Origin of the sequence: Streptomyces sp. NBC_01142 (assembly GCF_026341125.1) — a bacterium.
In the GTDB taxonomy this organism is placed as follows: Bacteria; Actinomycetota; Actinomycetes; order Streptomycetales; family Streptomycetaceae; genus Streptomyces.
This window is the reverse complement of sequence record NZ_JAPEOR010000003.1, coordinates 789,122-810,340: the sequence shown is the minus strand read 5'-3', so window position 1 is coordinate 810,340 and position 21,219 is coordinate 789,122. Positions and strand designations below refer to the sequence as shown.

The window sequence follows — 21,219 nt, the reverse complement described above, 5'->3', positions numbered from 1 at the left end:
CTCGCTCATGGCCCCCGCAGGGAGTCCCGCCCAGGTCAGCGCACGACGGCCTGTTCCACCAGCAGCCGTACGGCGGCAGCAATCGACTCCGCGTCGATACCGGCCACGTGCAGTTGCTCCTCCGGGGTGGCCGAGCCCGGCATGTTCCTCACACCGAGCCGCACCAGCCGCGGTACCGGGCGGCCGTCCGTGAACGCTTCCGTCACCGCGTCGCCGAGGCCGCCCTCCGGGCGATGGTCCTCCACCGTCAGCAGGCATCCCGTCGCCTCGGCCGCCTCGTGCAGCGTCGCCGCGTCGACCGGTTTGATTGAGTAGAGGTCGACGACGCGTACCGCGATGCCCTCCTGGTCCAGCAGTTCGGCGGCCCGCAGAGCCTCATGGACCGTCACCCCGGCGGCGACGACCGTCACCCGGTCCTGTTCCCCCGAACGCAGCACCTTGGAGCCACCCACCGGGAACTCCTCGTCCGGGCCGTAGACGACCGGCGTGTCTCCCCTGGTGGTGCGCAGGTAGCTCACGTTCGGCAGCTCGGCCATGGTGGCGACCAGGCGGGCGGTCTGGTTGGCATCGCACGGGTAGAGCACCGTGCTGCCGTGCACCGACCGGAACATCGCCACGTCCTCGAGCCCCATCTGGGACGGCCCGTCCTGGCCGATCGCGACCCCGGCGTGCGAGCCGACGATGTTGATCGCGGCGTTACTGACGGCCGCCATCCGTACGAAGTCGTGGGCGCGCGTCAGGAACGCCGCGAACGAGGACGCGTAGGGGACATAGCCCCGGGCCTGCATCCCCACCGCCGCCGCGATCAACTGCTGTTCGGCGATGTAGCACTCGAAATACCGGCTCGGATGGTCCTTGGCGAAGAACTCGGTGCGCGTCGAGTCGCCGACCTCCCCGTCGAGCGCAACGACGTCTCCCCGCGCCGAGCCCAGGGCGGCGAGCGCCTGCCCGTAGGCGGTACGGGTGGCCACCGAATCGCCGACGTCGAACCTCGGGAGCGAAAGATCCCCGCTGCGCGCCTCGTGCTGAACGCGTGCCGCGGGCGGCGGATGAACCTCCACCGTGATGAAGCGCGGGCCGCCCAGTTCGTCGATCGCCGCGTCCGCGTCGGGCAGCGGTTTGCCGTGCATGCCCTCCCGGTCCTCCACGGCAGCGACACCACGCCCCTTGTGGGTACGGGCGATGACCGCCGTGGGCTGCCCGGTCGTGGAATCCGCCTCCGACAGCGCGGCGTCGACGGCGGCGACGTCGTGCCCGTCGACCTTGATGGTGTGCCAGCCGAAGGCCTCCAGCCGGCGTGCGTAGGCATCGAGGTCCCACTCATGCCGGGTGGGGCCGCGCTGGCCCAGCCGGTTGACATCGATGATCAGCGTCAGGTTGTCGAGGTTTTCGTACGCCGCCTGCTCGACGCCCTCCCACACGGAGCCCTCGGCCATCTCACTGTCGCCCGACAGCACCCACACCCGGTACGGGATCCGGTCGAGCCGCTTGCCCGCCAGCGCCATGCCGACGCCGACCGGCAGTCCCTGTCCGAGGGATCCGGTGGCCACGTCCACCCACGGCAGCCGGGGGGTCGGATGTCCTTCGAGGCGGCTGTCGAGGCGGCGGAAGGTGAGGAGTTCCTCGTCGTCGATGACGCCCGTCACCCGGTAGAGGGCGTACAGCAGCGGTGAGGCATGCCCCTTGGAGAGGATCAGCCGGTCGTTGCCCGGATGATCGGGCCGGTCGAAGTCGTAGCGCAGATGGTTGGCCAGGAGTACGGCGGCCACGTCGGCGGCCGACATCGAGGATGTCGGATGCCCGGAACCTGCGGCGTCGGTGGCGCGAACCGCGTCCACGCGCAACTGCTGTCCCAGCTCCGCCAGTTGTTTGTATCGCATGTCACTCCTTCGTGGACGGGCCGCCCGGAACGCGTGCCAGTTCGGGCGAGGCGGTGTCCAGCGGGACCGACCAGGAGCGGACGAGGCCCAGCTGGACGGACTGACGCGGCAGCACGGCATCCAGCAGCCAGTCGGCGGCGACACGCACCCGGTTCCCGGGCATGGCGGCCAGGTGATAGCCGCGGGTGACCGCCCCGGCGAGCGGGCCGGACAGCGGTATGCCCAGCGGATTCGCCGCGGCGGACACCCCGCCGAGGTCGACGGCGAAGCCCAGATCGTGGTGCTTGTACGAGCGCTGCTCGCCGTGGCCGAGAGAGGCCGCGACATTGAGTCCGGCCAACTTGCCCTGGCGTGCGGCGTGCTGGGCCGTCATCGGGGTGTACTCCCCCGGCCGGGTCAGGTCCGGCACGGCCGCCGCGTCGCCACAGGCGAAGACGTCGGGGTGGCCGGGCACGGTCAGCCGGGGGTCGACGAGGAGGCGGCCGTGCTCGACGGGCAGTCCTACCTGGGACACCAGCGGGTCGGGACGCACGCCGACGCACCAGATCACCGTCCTGGTACCGATGAACTCCCCGTCGTCCAGGCGGACTCCGGTGCGGGTGGCCTCCTCGACGGAGGTCCCGGTCCGTACGTCGACGCCGCGGCGCCGGAGCACCCGGTCGGCTGTCGAGGACAGCCGGCGGTCGAGCCCGGGCAGAACGCGGTCGGCGACGTCCAGCAGAACCCAGCGAGGCCTCTCGCTCTGGCGCCGCGGGTGCTGCCTGCGGGCCAGCGCATCCGTGAACATCGTGCCCTGAGCGGCGACTTCGGTGCCGGTGTAGCCGGCGCCGACCACCACGAAGGTACGGCGGGAGGCGCTCTCCTCGGCACTCGCGTCGGTGGCCAGCTCGATCTGCCGGGTGATGTGGTCGCGCAGATAGAGCGCCTCGGGCAGGCCGCGGAAGCCGTGCGCGTGCTCGGCGATTCCCGGTACGGGAAGCAGTCTGTTGACGCTGCCGACGGCGAGGATGAGGCGGTCGTACTCCAGCTCGCCGGAGACACCCTCCGGATCCGTGTAGTGAACCCGGCGTCCCGCCAGGTCGACCCGGCCCGCCTCACCGAGTACCAGGCGCACCCGCGGCAGGGTGTCGGGGATCGAGACGGTCACCCGCCGGGGTTCCAGGGTACCGGCCGCGACCTGTGGCAGCAGAGGCAGATAGAGGAAGTAGTCGGTGGGGTTGAGTACGACGATCTCGGCCGTGTTCCGCACGGTCCGGGAGAGCGTCCGGGCGGCTTGGAAGCCGGCGAATCCGGCTCCGACGACAACGACACGGGAACGACTCACGTTCGCCTCCGGCGCGGACGGGGACATGGAGTGGCTGACGGGCTGCGAGTGCCCCTGAGATGCAGCACCAAACACCGCCGCCGCCCCGCCCCGGATCAATTCCGGACGGTTCCGGATCGGTTCCGGATCGACGAAGTGCCTCGTGTACAGCGTCTCACTCGAAGCGGCCGCGCGCCCGCTCCTCATCTGCCAGCGGTGCCGACGGCGGTACGACGACACGACGCCGTTTTGCGATGCTCGTGAACGTGACGACGCCGATGATGCCCACGGCCATCAGGATCAGGCCGACGACGTCGAGGTTGGCGCCCTCGACCTCCCAGTCCGTGGCGAACGTGAGAATCGCCCCGGCGGCAATCAGGATGATGCACCCGCCCAAGCCCATGTGACTCACCTTCCTGTCCGTTTCATGTCCGATTCCAGTTCGATCGGATGGTCAGCGGCCGAGTACCCTCGCCCCGCCTCGTCATGCACGCATGACGGAACCGTGCTGCGCCGGTTGCCGCCCTCCGGGAACGCCGTCCGTCGGCTAGCTTTCTTGTTCATGGCGCAGACCGATGAGTTCGGCGGAGAGCTTGCGGATTTCGTCAGACGCGTGAGGGAGCTGAGGGCCGCCCGCAGTCTGCCGCTGCCGGAGCAGCACACCCTCCTGGACACGGCTCTCTTCGAACTCCAGCATGTTGCCGAGAGTCTCTGGCCGAGGTACGAGCGACTGGCGGCACGGAGTCCCGCCAGAACCTCCCCGGAAACGGCGGAGCTGCAGCTTTTCAAGGCCGTCTTCCAGCGGCTGCCGCTGCCTGTGGTGCTCATCGGCGGCGACACCGTGGTCCGGCGGATGAACGTGGCGGCGGCGGAACTGACCGGCGTACGGGCCGGCTATGCGGCCGGACCTGGCAGGCCTGCTGCGCGCCGGCGACCGGGCGGCGCTGCGCACGCATGCGGCGGCCGTCGCACGGGGTGAGGGACACCGGAGCCTGCGTGTGCACCTTCAGCAAGAGCCCCACGAGCCCTTGCTGGCCACCCTCACCGCTCTTCGCCCGCCCCACGAACCGTACCCGGCAGTGCTGGTGGTGCTCCAGAGCGATGCCGCTCACACCGCCCGGGCGGCAGGACACCGCCGCCCGCTGCCCGATCTGGCCGAGGCGACCAGGAATGCGGAACTGATGGACCTCCTCGACTCCATGACCACAGCGCTACTGCGCAGACCGGCCGTGGGCTCGAACGCGCCGTCAGACGGGGACGGGGAGGGTGCCCTGGCTGTGGCCGCCGGGGTACTGGCCGGCCGGATGGCGGACTGGGTGATCGCCGATGTGTCGGCGGACGGCTCGCTCAGGCGCACGGCCGTACTCGGTCCTGCCGGTGCCGATCCCCACCGACTGCTGAAGAAGATCACCGAGCAGGACCCGGCAGCCTGTCCCCTCGTGGTCGAGGCCGCGCGCGGCGGATCGGCGGCACTCCAGGTCCGACCCGAGGACCTGGAGTGCTTCGGCCGCGACGACGCGGGTGCCTCGGTCCTCGTGCAGGCCGAGGTGACCTCACTGCTCTGCGTACCGGTGCAGTGCCCGCAGTACGGTGGCGGCCCCGTGCTCGGGGTGCTGACGCTCTTCCGGACCGGCGCCGGACGTGCCTTCTCGATGGCCGAGGCCCGGGCCGTCGACGTCGTCTCGCACCACATAGCGCTGGCCATGCGACGGCCTGCGTAGCTCTGGTCAGGGGGCGGATCCTCGCCCGCGGGAATCGGTTCTGCCGATGCCGATACCCGGTGCCTGCGGCGGCACGGGCGGAGGCATCGGTGGCGGCATGGGCGGCGTCATGGGCTGCGGCGCGTCCGGCGCCACCGCGGGGATACCCGACCCGGGCCGTTCAGGCACTGTGGGCCGCGCGCCGGCGCGTCCCGGCCGCGCCGCCCGCCGCAACAACTGCGCCGCTGCCAGCAACACTACGGCCGCGGTCAGCGCGGCCGCCCAGGCGGGAATCCAGAGCATCAGAACGAGCACCACGGCCGCGGTGAGCGCCGCGCCGCCGTACAGCGCGGCCGCACCGGCCCCTCCGTACAGGCGCGCCGTGCGGCGCTGCTTGGTGAACTGTTCGCGCAGATCATCCCTGAGAGTGTCACGGACGACCTGAGCGATCTCTTTCGACAGGTTCGTGTCCATGGGGCCCGGGTACCCAGGCGTCCCGGCCGCACTCATCCCTGTGCCGTACCGCCGCCAGGACGGGAGACGAACGCGTCCCCGGTCTGCGGGACTTGGCCCGCGGACTCCGGGTCCTGGGCCTCCGTGAGGTCACCGAAGCTCACCATGCCCACCGGGTGGACGCCGTCGACGACCGGCAGGCGTCGCACCGCGTACCGCCGCATCAGCATCACTGCGGCGGAGACCGGTTCGTCGGGACCGATGGACACAGGGGTGGGTGTGCAGACGGCCTCCGCGCTGACGACGATCGGGTCCACGCCCTCGGCGACGGCTCGCGTGGTGATGTCCCGGTCCGTCAGCACGCCGACCAGCTGGTGGTCCGACACCACCAGCACGCCATCGATGTCCTGCGCGCGCATCAGTTGCGCTGCCTCCACCAGTGAGGCGTCGGGCCTCACGGCCGCAATCCCCGGTGTCATGACGTCCCTCACGTACTGGGTCATGGCTGCCAGCCCTTCCGTATTGCTCCGCCACTCCATTGGTGGATTCCCGCAGTACCCCGGCCTCACGAGCTCATGCCTGCCGAAACAGTCCCCTGCCAACTCCCCCCGCACGACGGCCCCTTGAGGGATGGGACGGGTTTCCCGAGGAACGGCACGGGAAGCCGAAACCGTGAGGGAGGACTCACAGATGGTGCCCGCGCCCGGTCCGACACCTGAACCCGCCGCAACCGCACGTGAGCTGTCGCAGTTCACCGAGCAGGCGATGCACTGCACCCCTGCGTGCTGCGGAGCCATCGCCACCCTCACCGGCGGGAGCTCGGAGCGCCGCGCAACGGCCACGCACCCCGATCTGACCGCACTGCTGTCGGTCGAGCTGGCATCGGGCGACGGACCGACACCCTGTGCGCTGGAGGCCGGCGAACCGGTCAGCGCGCCGGACCTGCTGACCGAGGACCGCTGGCCGTACTACCGTGCCGTCGCCCTCGAGTCGGGCATACGCTCCTGCCTGACCGTGCCGTTCCGTCGTGCCGGACTCGAGGTGACTGTCAGTCTGTACGGCTTCCGGCCCGGCGCGTTCACCCGTGCATCCCACCGCCCGGTGAGCGTTCTGGGCGAACTCTTCGCGGAGGGACTCGTCCGCGAACATCACTACCGCGCCGCCCTCGCCGAAGTGGACCAACTCGAAACGGCCCTGCGCTCACGGGCCGTGATCGACCAGGCGAGCGGCATCCTGATGCATGTCCTGGGCTGCGGCGCCCCGGAAGCCTTCGACATGCTCCGGCACATCTCTCAGCGCGCGAACCGCAGACTGGCCGAGGTCGCGGCGGAAATCGTCCACAGCAAGGGACAGGGCATCGAAGAGGCCGTCACTCCCCGGTCCGGGGAAGCAACGGCCCCAGCGGGCCGAGATCGATATTGAGGTCTCCGGGCTCGAGCCCGAACGTGTCCCGCAGGACATCCATACGGTCTTCGAGCAGCATCAGGGTCAACCCGATCCGCTCCTCCTGCTCCTCGCTCAGGTCCCCCTCGTCGACCCGGCGCATGGCCTGCCGTTCCATCAGCTGGCGCAGGAGTTCCACCACGGTCAGGACCAGCTTCGCCAGGTCGCGTTCGACGGTGTCGGGGTCCAGGTCCAGCTTGCGCGGGTGGCTCACGCCGACTCCTCCCACGGGGACGGTACCTGGGCGTTGACCGAACTGATGAGGGCGTTGAGGTCGATCCGTACCAGATCGACATCCGCGATCCGCAGGGTGAGATCACCCGTGATCACCACGCCGCCCCCGAGCAGCCGGTCGAGCAGATCGACCAGTGCGAGTTCACGCTGAGCCAGAGGCGCCAGACGTGCCGGCTCGGTGCCGTTGCCCGTCATCGTTCGCTGTCCTCGCCCGTGAAGGAGTACGGGGCCCAGGGTCCCGTCAGTTCGACCCGTACGCCCGGCCGGTCCGGACGGAGCCGCTCCAGGTGCTCGACGAAGGCCGTGCTGTGCTCGCGCGGGACGAGATAGGCGGCGTTGAGGACATTGTGTCCGGGAGCCTTGGAGAGCTGGGCCTGCTGCGGCCGGTGCAGGACCACTGCCTCGGCGTGCCGGGACAGTTCCTCGTGCAGCCGTCGCGACACTGCGTCCGCCCGTTCCCATGTGCCTTCCCGGGAACGGCGCTCGCGCATGCGGCGGCGCAGATACTCACGGCCGGTGGGTGCGGGAGCCGCCGAGTTGTCCAAGGAGGCCTTTGGGGAGGGGGACGGGGATATCGGGGCTGGGCTCGGTTCCTCGCGCGACGGTGTCTCCGCGTACACCTTCACCCCCCACTCGACCCGCCCGTCGAGCCTGTCCAGGGTACGTACGAACCGCTCCCGCCCCGAGTCCAGCAGCCGGCGCACTCCGCGCTCGCCCCGGCACACAGTGGCGAGCCGGAGCGGCAACGGGCAGGTGAGCGAGGTGAGTGCCGCGATCACGGCCTGGTGGGCACGCGCGGTCTCGGCCAGCCGGTCGAGATCCTCGAGCCGGGAACGGAGCGGGATCTCGCCGAAGTCGTCGACGGACACCGCGGACACCACGGCGACCAGGTCGCCGTGGTGCAGCAGACGCGGCGGCTCGCCGTCGACACCGTGGAGTGCGTCGGGAAGGGGCCCGTCGAAGGGCCGGGCCACGGCGTACACATAGCGCAGCTCGTTCATGCGGACTCCTTGCTGTCCTTCCCGGCTTCGGAAGCCGATTCCAACTCCGCGACACGGCGCTGCAATCGATCGTTCTCCTCCGCCAGTTCGCGGCGGCGGGCGCCGGAGGACAGTGCGGGATCCTCCTCCCACCAGTCGATGCCCATCTCCTTGGCCTTGTCGACGGAAGCGACAACCAGCCGGAGCTTGATGGTCAGCAGCTCGATGTCCAGCAGATTGATGCGGATGTCGCCGGCGATGACGATTCCCTTGTCGAGCACGCGCTCAAGGATGTCGGCGAGATTCGCACTTCCGTCGGAGCCATAGGGATCCGGCAGGCGGCTCGCGGTCGTCATCGCCGACCACGGCCTGCGCCGCCCTGGACCAGGAGCCCCCTGGTGCGGTGGTTCATATCTGGTGTGTCCTGTTCTCCAGCCGCTCGAGGAGCTCGTCCTCGCAGCGGTCGAATTCGGCTTCGTCGATCTCGCCCGCGTCCAGTCGCCTCGCCAGTTCGGCGAGTTCACGCTGGACGACCGACGGGTCGCTGTACTGCCGCTCGGCCTCGGCCACCACGCGGCGCAGCACCCACGCGGTACCCCGGACCGGGGCCGCGGGCAGGAGTAGCAGCTCTCCCAGGAGACCCATGGCGTCAGTCCACGAAGCTGTACGGCGGCAGTGGCCCGTTGAGCTGCAAAACGAGCTGGGGCTGCTCCCGCAGGAGCGTCTGCACCGCGGCGACGAACAGTTCACTGCGCTCGCGGTCCACCAGGAACGAGATGTTCGCCAGCCAGCCGCTGCTCTGAGGTCCGTGGCTGATGTTCTCGGCCACCTCGCCGAGCACCTGCTCCACCAGCGTGGCGTCACGGACCTCGCGCTGCTTCACGGCGGCGACGACCATTTCGCCCAGCTGGAGCTTCCTCTCGTAACTGCCGCCACCCTCAGCCCTGTTGGCCTCGCTGAGTGCGCGCACCTCAGGCACCTCGGCGAGCACCTGGTGGAGTACGGCCTCCTCGTCGTGCGTGGCCTTCACGTTGTACTCGACCCGGCCGTCGAGCACCTTCAACCGTTCCAGGAAGTGGTCCTCGCGTTCACCGAGGACGGCCGTGACCGCGTCGTCGTCGGGCGAGATGCCCCCGAACCGCATCGGCAGTACGGCACCGGCAGCGCCCGCCTCCGCGAGAACACTCTGGTGCGCGAGCAGATCGCGCCGCTTGGGCTTCAGGCCCTCCGGGGCGTCGCTCACCAGCGCCACCAGCTTGCCGGCCTCGATGATGCGTACGGGGCGCGGCGGGTCACCGACACCGCCCATTTTCTCGGGCAGGCTCGGGTGGGACCTCCGGGTGATCCCGTAGACGTAGGTGCTCATTCCTGCTCCTCCTTCCGGCGGGAAGCAGTGCGCCTGGCACGCGGCTTGGACTCGGTCTGAGACTCCTCGTGCGACGAGCCGGACGAGGTGAACGCGTCCGCGACGGTCTGTGCCGCGCCGGACAGTACGCCCTTGGTCTTGCCCTGGGCACCGGACTCGGTGATCTCCCCGACCAGGTCGGGAAGCCCTGGGCTCTTGCGCGGGCCGGCTTCGAGGTCGAGGCGGTTGCACGCCTCGGCGAACCGGAGGTAGGTGTCCACGCTCGCGACGACCACCCGTATGTCGATCTTCAGGATCTCGATGCCGACGAGGGAGACGCGGACGAAGGCGTCGATCACGAGTCCCCGGTCGAGCACCAGCTCCAGCACGTCGTACAGGCCACTGGAGCCACCCGAGCCCCTGCTTTGCTGTGCCGGGACAACAGTCATTGCGTTGCTGCCTTTCCTGTGAGTCGGTGTGCGCGGTGTGCGGCCGGAAGGCCGCAGGCTATGAAGGGTCGGCCCTGCCGCGCTCGTATCGGCGGACGCGCCCGTACCGGGTCAGCTCGCCGTGCGGGTCGAGCTCCACTTCGTACGAGGCGAGCAGGCTCATCGTGTCGGGAACGCGGGCCAGTTCGAGGACCTCGATCACCAACACCCAGCCGTTCTCGGTGCGTTCGAAGGACGAAACCGTTTCGGCCGCCGCGCCGGTGAGCTCGGTGAGCTGTTCGCGCGCTGTGCGCAGCACCTGCGTCACGCCCGGCAGGCGGTCCGCCGCTTCCCTGTTGCTCTTCGATGTGTTCTCTTTCGATGTGCTCTCTGATGCATTCGACATGACCACCTCGTAGCAGCGGGTAGCCCCCATTTGCCCGGTCAAACCTGACTCGCCGTCAACAGCCTTGGCCCGCCCGGGATGTGACCCGGGGAGCGGGCAGGCCTGCCGAAGGGAGCAGGTTTGGTCCGAGTACCCCTGGGCAGGCGAATGGTGTGCTTCGGACCAGAGGCACGTCCGTGGGAGCGGCTGCGCTCCGGGCGTGCGTCCCCCGAGCAGCGCATCCTCCCCACGGTGCAGCCCATTCGCCAGCACCGTTCAGGGAGCTGAGAGTCATCATGCGCATCAAGCATCCGCACGACGACGCCCCCGACACCGACGAGGCCTTCCGCCACTTGACCGTCCTGCCGGACGGCACGGAACGGCAGGCCCTGCGCGAGGAACTCGTCCAGGCATGGCTGCCCATGGCAAACCGCCTCGCCGGCCGGTTCCGCAACCGCGGCGAGTCCATGGAAGACCTGCGGCAGGTTGCCGCGCTGGGCCTGGTCAAGGCCGTCGACCGCTACGACCCCGGCCGGGGCACCGCCTTCGTCAGCTTCGCCGTGCCCACCATCACGGGCGAGGTCAAGAGGCACTTCCGCGACCATATGTGGATGCTCCATGTGCCGCGCCGCGTCCAGGATCTGCGGGGGCGGGTACGCGCGGCCCACCAGGAGCTCGCACAGACGGCGGACGGCCACGCCCCCACCGTCGCCGAGGTGGCCGCGCAGGCAGGAATGAGCGAGGAGGAGGCCGTCGCGGGGCTGGAGGCACTGGACTGCTTCACCGCGCTCTCGCTGGACGCCGGCCCCCCCGGCACGGGGGGCGGCGACCACCACACGCTGGGCGACTCGCTCGGCAGCACCGACTCCGCACTCGACATCGCCGTCGACCGCGAAGCGGTCAAGCCACGGCTCCGCCGGCTTCCCGAGCGGGAGCGCAGGATCCTGTACATGCGCTTCTTCCGCGACATGACGCAGAGCAGCATCGCCGAGGACCTCGGCATCTCCCAGATGCACGTGTCCCGCCTCATCAGCCGCTGCTGCAGGCAACTGCGCGAAGACATCATGCGGGAAGACATCATGCGAGAAGCGGCATAAAGCTGCCTCACCGGGAGCGAGCCACAGGAGCGATCCACAACAGGAGCCCGAAAAGCGGTTGCCCGCCGAAGTGGCCATCTGTTGTACTCCCCCACGACAGCCGATCGACCAAGGAGACGATTATGCGCGGAGCGTTTGTGTCCACTCAGGCGGGAATTACCACCTATCCAGAGGACATGACGCTCAGTGAGTACGTTGAACTTGGGAATTCTGGCGCACGTAGACGCCGGTAAGACGAGCCTGACCGAGCGGCTGCTCCACGCCGCCGGTGTCATCGACGAGATCGGCAGCGTCGATGACGGCAGCACCCAGACCGATTCGTTGGCGCTGGAACGCCAACGCGGCATCACGATCAAGTCCGCCGTGGTGTCCTTCGCCATCGACGACGTCACGGTGAACCTGATCGACACTCCCGGCCACCCGGATTTCATCGCCGAGGTGGAACGGGTGCTGAGCGTGCTCGACGGCGCCGTACTGGTCGTCTCCGCCGTGGAGGGCGTGCAGGCGCAGACCCGCGTGCTGATGCGGACGCTGCAACGACTGCACATTCCCACCCTCATCTTCGTGAACAAGATCGACCGCACTGGCGCGCACTGCGAGCGGGTACTGCGGGGTATCTCCGAGAAACTGACGCCGTCGGTCGTCCCGATGGGATCGGCGCACGGCCTGGGCACACGCAGTCCTGGTTTCACGCCGTACGGCGCGGCCGACACCGCCTTCACCACCCGGCTCGCCGACCTGCTCGCCGACCGTGACGATGCGTTTCTGGCCGCGTACGTCGACGACGACACGACCGTCTCGTACGACAGGCTCCGCGACGTGCTCGCGGCGCAGACCGGACAGGCGCTGGTGCATCCGGTGTTCTTCGGCTCGGCCATCACCGGTGCGGGCATGGATGCGCTGACGGCCGGGATCAAAGAGCTGCTGCCCGCGGCGGAAGGCGATGCAAAGGGCCCTGCCTCGGGCACCGTCTTCAAGATCGAACGTGGTCCGGCCGGAGAGAAGATCGCGTACGTCCGCATGCTCTCGGGAGCGGTACGCGTACGGGACCGGCTGCCCTTCGGCCAGGACGACGAGGGGAAGGTCACCGCGATCAGCGTCTTCGACCACGGCTCGGCCGTCCGGCGCGAGTCGGTCGCCGCAGGACAGATCGGCAAGCTCTGGGGGCTCGGCGACATCCAAATCGGCGACGCGATCGGCACGTTGCCTGCGGCCGCCCAGGAGCGCCACCACTTCGCCCCGCCGACCCTCGAAACCGTCGTTGTCCCCTGCCGGCCCGCCGACAGGGGGGCGCTGCACACGGCTCTCTCCCAACTCGCCGAGCAGGACCCGCTGATCGATCTGCGGCGGGACGAGATCCGGCGGGAAATCTCCGTCTCGCTCTACGGCGAGGTACAGAAAGAGGTCATCCAGGCAACACTGTCGAACGAATTCGACGTCGACGTCACGTTCCGCGAAACGACGACGATCTGTATTGAACGTCCGGTCGGCTCCGGTGCGTCCTTCGAAATCATCGACAAGGAGCCCAACCCCTTTCTCGCGACGGTCGGACTGCGCATCGATCCGGCTCCGGTCGGCAGTGGGGTGGAATTCCGGCTGGAGGTCGAGCTCGGGTCGATGCCGTACTCGTTCTTCAAGGCGGTCGAGGACACCGTGCGGGAAACGCTGTGGCAGGGGATCCACGGATGGCAGGTCACCGACTGCACGGTCACCATGACGCATTCCGGCTACTGGCCGCGGCAGAGCCACTCCCACGGCACCTTCGACAAGAGCATGTCGAGCACCGCCGGGGACTTCCGCAACCTGACGCCGCTGGTTTTGATGAGCGCGCTGCGGCAGGCCGGCACCACGGTGCACGAGCCGATGCACCGCTTGCGCCTCGAGGTCCCGACAGACACGTTCGGCCTCATCCTGCCGGTACTGGCACGGCTGCGTGCCGTTCCGTACGCACCGGACATGCGGGGGACGTCATGCCTGCTGGAGGGTGAGATTCCGGCCGCTTCGGTACACGAGCTGGAGCAGCAGCTACCGGCGCTGACGCGCGGCGAGGGCATGCTGGAATGCGCCTTCGACCGCTACCGGCCGGTCAGCGGCACGATCCCGGCACGGCCGCGATCGGACCACAACCCGCTCAACCGCAGGGAGTACCTGCTGCACGTGGAGCGCAGGGTCACCGGGCACCGGAGCGGCGCGTGAGCGCATCGCCGCGTACCGGGCCAGAGCGTGGCCGCCGCCAACCTCCGGGCCTCCTGGACCCACCCCCGCAACTCCGTGCCCCGTGGAGGTTCGCCCCGCGCGGTACTGATTGGTCGGCTGCCACGGAACGACAGTCCGCGATCACCTGAAAGAGCGAGCGGGGTCTCCTCGCGCTCCGCGGCCGGCGGGTGGAACGGCACCGCCGAGAATCACCTCTAGGGTGGCGGACCAGTAGTTCTTCTGAAAGGCAGTGGTGAAAATGGCCGTCGACGCACCGAGCGTCACCATCCCGCGAGAACCGGGCGAAAGACCCGGACCGGGGCGATGGAACGGCCGCGAAGGTCTCTTCCGGTCGTGGACGACCACCTGGACGGTGGGCCTGTCCCTGCTGCCTCTCGGACTGCTCGCGATGGCCTCGTGGCTGGGCCGCCACGTCCGCCCCAGCGCGGACGAATGGTGCTTCCTGCCCAGCGTGCGCGAAAACGGTATTTCTGGCCTGATCGGGAAGTTCTACTTCACCGACAACGGCCGTCTCGGCAACGGTCTGCTCGTCGGGCTGTACGCGAAGTTCCCGGTCGCCGGTCATCAGTGGTTCGGTCTGATCAGCGGTGTACTGATGCTGGTCCTGCTCTGGGCCCTGACCGTCCAGCTGCTGCGCAGGACAGACCTGACGGTGCCGCGCGGAGTCCCGCTGCTCGTGGCATCCATGATCTCGGCGGTCTTCCTCTTCGCCACCCCCAACACGTACAAGACGTTCTACTGGCCCGCCGCCTCCGTCTCGCACACCGTGGCACCGGTGCTGGTCTGCGCCGCGGCCATCCCGCTGCTGCGCGCCCGCAGCCGCCGGGGCCGCGTCGCCGCGCTGACCGTCGTGCTGGCGGCCGGGATCTTCATGGGCACGCTCTCCGAGGAGGCCTGTGTCGTCGCCCTGGTGGTGCTCTCGGGTGTCGTCCTGTTCGGCCGCTGGATCTTCACCGAGCGCGTGGTGGCCTTCGCGCGTGGCTGGTCGCTGGTCGGCATGGCCGGAATCGCCATCGGCACGATCGTCCTGGTGACCTCCCCGGGATCGCGCACCCGGCGCGAGCGGTACGGCGCCGAGACCACCTCCATGCTCGCCCCTGAATCTCTGCTCGCCTCGCTTCGCGGCTACGGGCAGATCCTGGGCACCGTCTTCACGACCTGGCAGTACGTGGGAGCGGTCGCCACCGGAGTGCTGCTGGGCCTGCTGGCGCGGAGCCGGGGAGGACGGCCGGCGGTCCTGCTGCCGTGCCGCCCGCTCCTCCTGACGGCCCTCGGCGCGCTCGCCTTCCTCATCTCCGGCTACCTGTGCACCGTCATCACGTACCCCGTCTTCGGTGCGCGCGTGGTGACCACGGAGCGGACGTGGAACGACTACCTGCTGCTGTACGTCCTGCTGCTCGTGGGCGCCGGCGCCTTCCTGGGGCGCGCGCTGCGACACCGGCAGCGTCGTACGGGTGTGGCGACGGCGGCGGCCGCGGCGGTGTGCGCCGCGACCGTCGTCGGCCTGATCGCCCCGCTCGCCGAGCTGGGCCACGACATGCAGGTACGGGCCCAGAAGTGGGACCGCCAGGACCAGTGGCTGCGCGCCCGGGCGGCGGACGGCGCGAAGGTTCTGCCGTACAAGCCGGTTTCGGTCAGCAGGATGCTGGAGCCGTTCGGCGACAACGGGCGCAAGGCCTGGCCTGCCCAGTGCGTCGCCGACTACTACCAACTGGAGCGGGTCACCTACTCGAAGCAGCTTCCCTGATCCGTACGGCCGCCTCCGGCTGCGGCTGCGGCAGCCGCACCTCGGGACGAGAGGTGGCAGCCGCGCCGGAGGTGATGGCCCACCGGGCGAGCAGGAACGAGAGCGGTGTGACGAGGACACCGGCGGCGATGGCCGAGATGTTCTCGTCCATGCCCAGTCCGCTCACGGCGAGATACAGCAGGATTCCGCTGCCCACGACATTGACCGCACCCGACAGGGGATAGCGGGCGAAGGCCCGCCAGGTCGGCTTCGTCCGGACGGTGAAGTACGAGTTGAGCAGGAACGACCCGGTGACGCTCACCGCGTAGCCCAGCACATGAGCGGCCAGATAGGGCAGCCAGATGTTCAGCGAGGCATACACGGCGTAATAGACGCCCGTGTTGGCGACGCCGATCGCGGCGAAGGTCGCGAACTGGCGGAGGGTACGCGCGTTCATGACGCGGACCCTGAGCGTGAACTTCCGACGGACTCGAGCGCGTGACCGACAGTGAAGTCCGCGGGCGACGGCCCCTGCGTCGATTCGTCGGTCTCGCGGACCACATAGTGCGGCCGGCGCTTCGACTCGTGGTAGATCCGTCCCACGTACTCCCCGATGACGCCGAGAGTGGCGAGCTGGATTCCGCTGAGCGCGACGATGGCGGTGATCAACGTCGCGTATCCGGGGGTGTCGACACCGCTGAGTACGACGTTCGCGATGATCCAGAGCGCGTAGGCGAATGCGGAGAGAAAGAGCCAGAGACCCGTGTGGATCGCCAGGCGCAGCGGGCGGCTGTTGAAGGAGAGCAACCCGTCGATGCCGTAGTTGAGCAGATGCCGGCCGCCCCACTTGGACTGCCCTGCGGCCCGCTGGACGTTCTGGTAGGTGAAGCTGACCGTGTCGAAGCCGATCCAGGAGAAGAGCCCCTTGGAGAAACGGTTGCTCTCCGGGAGGGAGAGGACAGAGTCGACGGCACGACGCGACAGGAGCCGGAAATCGCCCGCCCCGTCGACGATCTCAACGTCCATGAAGCGCCGGACAAGGCGGTAGTAGGCGCGGCTGAGCGCGGTGCGTACGGCGCCTTCGCCCGTACGGTCGCGCTGGGCGATGACCTGGTCGTAGCCGTGACGGTGCAGCTCCAGCATGCGGGGGACCAGCTCGGGAGGATGCTGCAGATCGGCGTCCATGAGGACGACCACGGCGCCCCGGGACATGCGCAACCCGGCGAGCAATGCGGATTCCTTGCCGAAGTTACGGCTGAAGGAGGTGTAGCGCACCCGCGGATCCACTTCCGCGAGGTCCCTCAGGTGTCCCCGGGTCCGGTCGCTGCTGCCGTCGTCGACGTAGCAGATCTCGAAGGTCGACCCGGTCGGCTCGAGAGCGGTGATCAGAGCGGCATGAAAGGCGTCGATCACCTCACTCTCGTTGAAACACGGTACGACGACCGAAATATGGACCATTGTCATCTCACTCCATGCGCTGTCGTACGGGCGGGCTGCTCGGCCCTGGAACCCGCTGCACTTAGAGGATGACTGTCACGCCGTCAAGGTTGCCTTCCGTACGGCATGGACCCCGGTTTCGTTACCGGGATGACGCCCAATGGGTCACCCGCGACGGCCTACGGCCCGGTGCGGCGACGCCGGATCAGTGCGGAGGTGCCCACCCCCAGCAGCGCGAGCACGGCGGCCGCCCCGCCGGCGAGCACCATCTGCCTGTCGTCCCCGCGGTCCGCCGACGCCGCGGCCGGCTGTCCGGCGGGCTCGGCAACCGGCTGCGCCGCCGGCTGCTCGGGCACGGGCTGCGCCGACTGCTGCTCGGGCACGGGCTGTGCGGGTGACTTCGCGGGCACGGGCGGTGCGGGTGGTTTCTCGGCACCCTGCTTCTCGGGGACGGGCTCGGTGTCAGGCTTCGCAGCGCCCTCCAGCACCACGTCGGAGCAGGAATAGTAGGTGTCAGGGGTGTCCGAGTTGCGCCACACCGTGTAGAGCACATGCCGGCCCGTCAGCCCGGCCGGGAGGCGGCCGGTGATCCGGTACGCACCGTCCGCGAGCTCCGGGTCGGTGGCCGTGGCGAAGGGCTTGTCCGCCAGATCGTCCCACCGCAGCGGCGCGGCCGGATCGTGGCCCTCCTTGGTGAGATAGAGGCTGAACGTTCCCTTGTGCGGGATGGTCGAGCGGTAGGTGAGGGTGAACCCGGCACCGGACTTCAGGGCGGTGGCCGGCCAGTCGGTCCGGGCGATGTCCAGACCCCGGTACGCGTCGAGGCCTGCGCTGCACAGCTGCCCGTCCGGGACAAACGCGCGGTCTCGGCCCCGGACATCGGCCACCCGCAGGTTGTCCCACTCGTCGAATGCCGATCCCCCGTTCGCGGCAACGGCGGCCCGACAGGCCGCCGACGCACGCTGCGCCCCCTCGGGACCGCAGCCGGCAACCCGGCTGACGGGATCGGTCGGTGCCCCGTGCGCGTGCGCCGCTCCGGCTGCCACGGTGCTGAGCACCAGCGGTACGACACCGATGAGAGCGGTGGCAGCGGCAACAGCGGTTCGATGGGCAGTCATCCGCGGCGGACCTCCTTGGTGGGCTCGACGGCCTGCCGTGTATTACGGCTGCGCCCGGCGGGGCGTTCACCGCGCGGGCGAACACTCCCGGCACCTCAGACATGGGCGATGAGGGCGTACCTCTCGTCGGTCACCGGGCCGCCCCACAGATCCGCATCCCCGCTGAGCGGTTCGATGCGCAAGCTGCTGACGAGCGGGCGCAGGGCGGTGGCCAGGTCGTCCGCGCGGATCCCGGTGTTCCACGGCAGGGACTCGGCTCCGGCCACGTACGGCAGGCCGCTCTGTCCGGCTTCGCGCCAGCGCCCCTCGATCAGCACCAGCCGGCCGTCCGGGCGCAGCCGGGCGACCCACTCGCGCAGTGCGGCCTCGGGATCGGTCAGGGTCCACACCAGGTGCCGCGAGAGCAGCATGCCGAACCGTTCGTCGCCGGTCGGTGGCGCTGCCGCGTCGCCGACCAGGAAGCGTCCGGTCAGGCCCGCGGCGGTCAGCTTCCCCCGGGCCCTGTCCACCATCCGCGGCGCGAGGTCCACGCCGGTCACCCTGTCCGGCCTCGGCCAGCAGCAGAGAGCAGGGATCCCGTGCCGCAGCCGACATCGAGGACGTCGGTCGGGCGGGATGGAGCCCAGGTGTGCAGGAGCCGGGCCCATGCGGCGCGAGTGTGCGCGGCCCGCAGGCCATGGTCGGGTTCGTCGTCGAATACCGACGCGGCGGCGTCCCAGTATGCGGTGATCGCAGGTGTCGGGTCTGTCATGACGGTGACCTTCTCAGCCGCCACTGACAGTGCGGGGCCGTGAGGACCCACACCACCTCGCCGGCACCTCGCCAGACGATTTCCGGGGTCCCTTGAGGCTTTCGGCATCGTGGCCTCACGTCCGTCGCCTCAAGGCCTTGGCCTCAAGGGTGAGATGAAGGGCGGGGCCGTGCTGACAGCCCGCGGCGCAGGCACTCGGTGAGGCGAGCCGCGATGCTCCCCTCCGGGTCGAGGCGGGGGTTGAAGATCGTGACATCGAGGCCGAGAGCTCGTTCGTCGGCCAGTGCCGTCCGTAGCACGCTCTCCAGCTCCGACCAGGTCAGTCCGCCCGGGATGCGGTAGTCGACGGCGGGCATGATCTCGTCGTCCAGGACGTCGACGTCGAGGTGGACCCAGTACCCGGCGCTCCCACCGGCGGCCAGCCGGTCGACCGCCCGGCGTGCTGCCGCGGCGGCGCCGACGGCGCGCACACCCTCGAGGTCGATCGCGTGCAGCCCCGGTGGCAGGGGCTGCATCCCGGCCTGTGCCGACTCGGCGGAATCCCGGAAGCCGAGGGCGACGACATCCTCGTCCCGCAGCAGGGGCCCGCGGCCTTCGAGGTCCGTGAGCAGCCGGGGGCCGCGGCCCGTCGCCAGGGCGAGCTCCATCGATGCCGCCTCGCCGGCCGGCTCCGCCGAGGGCTGGTAGAAGTCGGTGTGGCCGTCGAGGAACAGCAAGCCGTAGCGGCCGCGGCGGCGCAGCGCGAGGAGATTGCCGAGCAGGATGCTGCAGTCACCGCCGAGGACGACGGGGAACAGGCCACGGTCGAGGACGCCGCCGACGGTGTCGGCCAGTCTGACGGAGTACTGCGCGATGCCGCTCGGGTTGAGGATCCCGGTGTCGTCGTCCCGTTCGGGGTCGTACGCCGGTGCCTCGACCCGGCCGGCTCTGACCGTCCCAGGGTGGTCCAGCAGTCCGGCCGCGAGGAGAGCCGCAGGCAGTTGCTCGACGCCGGACGGCCGCAGGCCGAGCACCGACGGTGCTTCGATGATCGCCAGTTCTTGCACTTCCGGACCTTTCGCAGCCATCACCGGTTTCCGTCGTGTCGTAGGAGGCGCGGCCTGTCCTGGCAGCCATGGTCTCTTTCTTCGGATTGTCCGGCATCACGGCTTCTACGCGTTTCATGTGCTGGATGTGCCGAGGCGCAGAGGACCCGGCCGCCACGCCTACAGACGGAACGTCGGTTGTCCGGCCGCGCACCGGCACCCCTGTGGACATGGTGCTGAGCCATCCGGGCGTACTCACGCTGACCCGTAGGTGGCCACGCTTGGCGTAGCCCTGACATTCGTCAGGACCGTGCGCGCAGCGGGGTACCTACCGTACGGACGGACTGCGCAACCCACCCAGTACGGGGGAAAGTCATGACCCTTCGCAGCATGCCCGGCACCTTCACGGCGCCCACCAGCACACTCAGCGGCACAGCAGGCGCAACAGACACAGCAGCCACAACAGGCACCCGGAAGCCGGCCGGTCGACTGCCGGGGCGCCGGGCCGTCTCGGCGGTGAGAGCGCTTCTCGCCACCACTGCGGCCCTGCTGTGTCTGGCAACGACCGCGGCCGCCGCACCGGTATCCTCCCCCGCCCCCGGGCCGCGGCAGGCGGCCTCGGTGGACGTGCAGGTTCCGCCGGGAGTGACGGCGGGCGTCGCGGTCTTCGACCGGCAGACCGGCACCTTCACCGAACAGCTCAATGCGGGCACGCAGTTCCGGTCGGCCTCGGTGGTCAAACTGCTGCTTGCCCTGGACTACCTGTGGAATCGCGGTCCCGGCTACAGCATCCCCGCCGCCGACCGGGCACGGCTGGACCCCATGCTCCGCAGCAGCAACGACAGTGCGGCGAGCTACTACTGGCAGAGCAACGGCGGGCCGGCGATCGTCCAGCGGATGGTCACGCGGCTCGGACTCATCGACACCGCCCCGCCGCCCGCGGGTTACGAAGGCTTCTGGGGCTACACGGCTCTGTCCGCGCGCGACACCGTGAAGATCTACCGGTACCTGCTGGACTCCGCGCCGGCACCCGTGCGCGACTTCGTGATGGGGCGCCTGCGCCAGTCCACCCGCTGCGCCTCGGACGCGTTCGACCAGCACTTCGGCATCGCCGGTGCCTTCGACCGCCCCTGGGCGGTCAAGCAGGGCTGGTCGGGCGAGTACGCGGCGGCCACGTGCGGCCACGCCGGGGCGGCACCGGCAGAGGGTGACGGCACGGGCCCGAGCCGCGGTATCGCCCCCAGGGCCGCCGCGGGAGTCGACCTGGCGCGTCCCGCGCTGCACACCACCGGCACGGTCGGTGCCACCGACCGCTCCATCGTGGCCGTCTTCACCCTGCATCCCGCCAAGACCTCCTACGGGAAGGCCTACACCGACATCGGCAGGCTGACCCGCTCGCTGAACGTGCCCGGCGGCGTTCTTCCTTCGGGGAAGTGGTACGAGACCTGGGGCTCGGGCGTCAATGTCCGCGACGCCACGTCCACCGGTTCCACGGCGCGGACCAAGCTGCCCGACGGCGTGGAGGTTCTCGTCGGCTGCCAGAAGCGCGGCGAACTGGTCTCCGTACCGCCGTACACCAACGACTGGTGGGCCTATCTGCCCCAGTACGGCGGCTACATCTCCAACATCTACATCCGCTCGCCCGGAAACCGGCTCCCCGACGTGCCCGACTGCCCCGGGAGGTAGGCGACGAGACA

General features: G+C 69.6%; 24 protein-coding genes and 1 pseudogene. 7 read left to right on the top strand and 18 right to left on the bottom strand.

Annotated elements, in window-relative coordinates; genetic code table 11:
• Positions 1–35 precede the first annotated feature (35 nt).
• From OG883_RS37685 to OG883_RS37675, 3 genes are all read right to left on the bottom strand, one after another.
• Positions 36–1,880, bottom strand: coding sequence for a transketolase (locus OG883_RS37685; protein WP_266551248.1), 1,845 nt, complete (start codon positions 1,878–1,880; stop codon positions 36–38).
• 1 nt (position 1,881) lies between these two features.
• Complete coding sequence (locus tag OG883_RS37680) at positions 1,882–3,231, bottom strand: NAD(P)/FAD-dependent oxidoreductase (RefSeq protein ID WP_266551246.1); 1,350 nt, start codon at positions 3,229–3,231, stop codon at positions 1,882–1,884.
• Positions 3,232–3,358: 127 nt separating this feature from the next.
• Positions 3,359–3,586, bottom strand: coding sequence for a DUF6458 family protein (locus OG883_RS37675; protein WP_266551244.1), 228 nt, complete (start codon positions 3,584–3,586; stop codon positions 3,359–3,361).
• A 159-nt stretch (positions 3,587–3,745) separates the two neighbouring features.
• Between OG883_RS37675 and OG883_RS46890 the strand changes: the two genes are divergently transcribed.
• Entirely contained in the window at positions 3,746–4,162 is a 417-nt protein-coding gene (locus OG883_RS46890) for a hypothetical protein (protein WP_323181046.1), read from the top strand.
• 19 nt (positions 4,163–4,181) lie between these two features.
• Positions 4,182–4,904, top strand: a complete 723-nt coding sequence (locus tag OG883_RS46885) for a hypothetical protein (RefSeq protein ID WP_323181045.1) — start codon at positions 4,182–4,184, stop codon at positions 4,902–4,904.
• A 6-nt stretch (positions 4,905–4,910) separates the two neighbouring features.
• Here OG883_RS46885 and OG883_RS37665 read toward each other — a convergent pair whose 3' ends face one another.
• Together OG883_RS37665 and OG883_RS37660 are read right to left on the bottom strand one after the other, a co-directional pair.
• Positions 4,911–5,357, bottom strand: coding sequence for a phage holin family protein (locus tag OG883_RS37665; protein ID WP_266551242.1), 447 nt, complete (start codon positions 5,355–5,357; stop codon positions 4,911–4,913).
• Positions 5,358–5,389: 32 nt separating this feature from the next.
• Positions 5,390–5,839 (bottom strand): CBS domain-containing protein, encoded by a 450-nt coding sequence (locus OG883_RS37660; RefSeq protein WP_266551240.1) that lies wholly within the window; start codon positions 5,837–5,839, stop codon positions 5,390–5,392.
• 187 nt (positions 5,840–6,026) lie between these two features.
• On the opposite strand from OG883_RS37660, the gene OG883_RS37655 reads away from it, so the two are divergent.
• Positions 6,027–6,758 (top strand): ANTAR domain-containing response regulator, encoded by a 732-nt coding sequence (locus OG883_RS37655; protein ID WP_266551238.1) that lies wholly within the window; start codon positions 6,027–6,029, stop codon positions 6,756–6,758.
• On the opposite strand, the gene OG883_RS37650 is transcribed toward OG883_RS37655, so the two are convergent.
• The 8 genes from OG883_RS37650 to OG883_RS37615 are packed head-to-tail and all read right to left on the bottom strand — an operon-like array spanning position 6,706 to position 10,172.
• Entirely contained in the window at positions 6,706–6,993 is a 288-nt protein-coding gene (locus OG883_RS37650) for a gas vesicle protein K (RefSeq protein ID WP_266551222.1), read from the bottom strand. The genes OG883_RS37655 and OG883_RS37650 overlap by 53 nt on opposite strands.
• Positions 6,990–7,178, bottom strand: coding sequence for a gas vesicle protein (locus OG883_RS37645; protein ID WP_266553192.1), 189 nt, complete (start codon positions 7,176–7,178; stop codon positions 6,990–6,992). Before OG883_RS37645 ends, OG883_RS37650 begins: the two co-directional genes overlap by 4 nt.
• A 26-nt stretch (positions 7,179–7,204) precedes the next feature.
• Positions 7,205–8,014 (bottom strand): GvpL/GvpF family gas vesicle protein, encoded by an 810-nt coding sequence (locus OG883_RS37640; protein ID WP_266551221.1) that lies wholly within the window; start codon positions 8,012–8,014, stop codon positions 7,205–7,207.
• Positions 8,011–8,349: a gas vesicle protein gene (locus tag OG883_RS37635; RefSeq protein WP_266551219.1), complete on the bottom strand. Its 339-nt coding sequence runs from the start codon at positions 8,347–8,349 to the stop codon at positions 8,011–8,013. Before OG883_RS37635 ends, OG883_RS37640 begins: the two co-directional genes overlap by 4 nt.
• A 52-nt stretch (positions 8,350–8,401) precedes the next feature.
• Positions 8,402–8,638 carry a gas vesicle protein GvpG gene (locus tag OG883_RS37630; protein ID WP_266551218.1) on the bottom strand — a complete coding sequence of 79 codons (237 nt, stop codon included), beginning with the start codon at positions 8,636–8,638 and terminating at the stop codon, positions 8,402–8,404.
• Positions 8,639–8,642: 4 nt separating this feature from the next.
• Positions 8,643–9,359, bottom strand: a complete 717-nt coding sequence (locus OG883_RS37625) for a GvpL/GvpF family gas vesicle protein (protein WP_266551217.1) — start codon at positions 9,357–9,359, stop codon at positions 8,643–8,645.
• Entirely contained in the window at positions 9,356–9,787 is a 432-nt protein-coding gene (locus OG883_RS37620; protein WP_266551215.1) for a gas vesicle structural protein GvpA, read from the bottom strand. Before OG883_RS37620 ends, OG883_RS37625 begins: the two co-directional genes overlap by 4 nt.
• 58 nt (positions 9,788–9,845) lie before the next feature.
• Positions 9,846–10,172 carry a gas vesicle protein gene (locus OG883_RS37615; protein ID WP_266551213.1) on the bottom strand — a complete coding sequence of 109 codons (327 nt, stop codon included), beginning with the start codon at positions 10,170–10,172 and terminating at the stop codon, positions 9,846–9,848.
• 275 nt (positions 10,173–10,447) lie between these two features.
• Between OG883_RS37615 and OG883_RS37610 the strand changes: the two genes are divergently transcribed.
• The 3 genes from OG883_RS37610 to OG883_RS37600 all read left to right on the top strand — a co-directional run bounded on the left by OG883_RS37610 (position 10,448) and on the right by OG883_RS37600 (position 15,212).
• Positions 10,448–11,248 carry a SigB/SigF/SigG family RNA polymerase sigma factor gene (locus OG883_RS37610; RefSeq protein WP_266551211.1) on the top strand — a complete coding sequence of 267 codons (801 nt, stop codon included), beginning with the start codon at positions 10,448–10,450 and terminating at the stop codon, positions 11,246–11,248.
• A gap of 186 nt (positions 11,249–11,434) precedes the next feature.
• Positions 11,435–13,444, top strand: a complete 2,010-nt coding sequence (locus tag OG883_RS37605; RefSeq protein ID WP_266551209.1) for a translation factor GTPase family protein — start codon at positions 11,435–11,437, stop codon at positions 13,442–13,444.
• 259 nt (positions 13,445–13,703) lie between these two features.
• Entirely contained in the window at positions 13,704–15,212 is a 1,509-nt protein-coding gene (locus tag OG883_RS37600) for a DUF6056 family protein (RefSeq protein WP_266551207.1), read from the top strand.
• Here OG883_RS37600 and OG883_RS37595 read toward each other — a convergent pair.
• The 5 genes and pseudogenes from OG883_RS37595 to OG883_RS37575 all read right to left on the bottom strand — a co-directional run bounded on the left by OG883_RS37595 (position 15,187) and on the right by OG883_RS37575 (position 19,564).
• Complete coding sequence (locus OG883_RS37595) at positions 15,187–15,648, bottom strand: GtrA family protein (RefSeq protein WP_266551205.1); 462 nt, start codon at positions 15,646–15,648, stop codon at positions 15,187–15,189. The genes OG883_RS37600 and OG883_RS37595 overlap by 26 nt on opposite strands.
• Complete coding sequence (locus OG883_RS37590; protein WP_266553189.1) at positions 15,645–16,649, bottom strand: glycosyltransferase family 2 protein; 1,005 nt, start codon at positions 16,647–16,649, stop codon at positions 15,645–15,647. Before OG883_RS37590 ends, OG883_RS37595 begins: the two co-directional genes overlap by 4 nt.
• A 158-nt stretch (positions 16,650–16,807) precedes the next feature.
• Complete coding sequence (locus tag OG883_RS37585) at positions 16,808–17,746, bottom strand: lytic polysaccharide monooxygenase (protein ID WP_266551203.1); 939 nt, start codon at positions 17,744–17,746, stop codon at positions 16,808–16,810.
• Between the two features lie 95 nt (positions 17,747–17,841).
• Positions 17,842–18,497 (bottom strand): annotated as a pseudogene (locus OG883_RS37580) (class I SAM-dependent methyltransferase).
• A gap of 143 nt (positions 18,498–18,640) precedes the next feature.
• Positions 18,641–19,564, bottom strand: a complete 924-nt coding sequence (locus OG883_RS37575) for an arginase family protein (RefSeq protein WP_266551201.1) — start codon at positions 19,562–19,564, stop codon at positions 18,641–18,643.
• A gap of 348 nt (positions 19,565–19,912) precedes the next feature.
• Here OG883_RS37575 and OG883_RS37570 point away from each other — a divergent pair, with 348 nt between their 5' ends.
• Positions 19,913–21,208 carry a hypothetical protein gene (locus tag OG883_RS37570; RefSeq protein ID WP_266551199.1) on the top strand — a complete coding sequence of 432 codons (1,296 nt, stop codon included), beginning with the start codon at positions 19,913–19,915 and terminating at the stop codon, positions 21,206–21,208.
• The last annotated feature ends 11 nt before the right edge of the window (positions 21,209–21,219 follow it).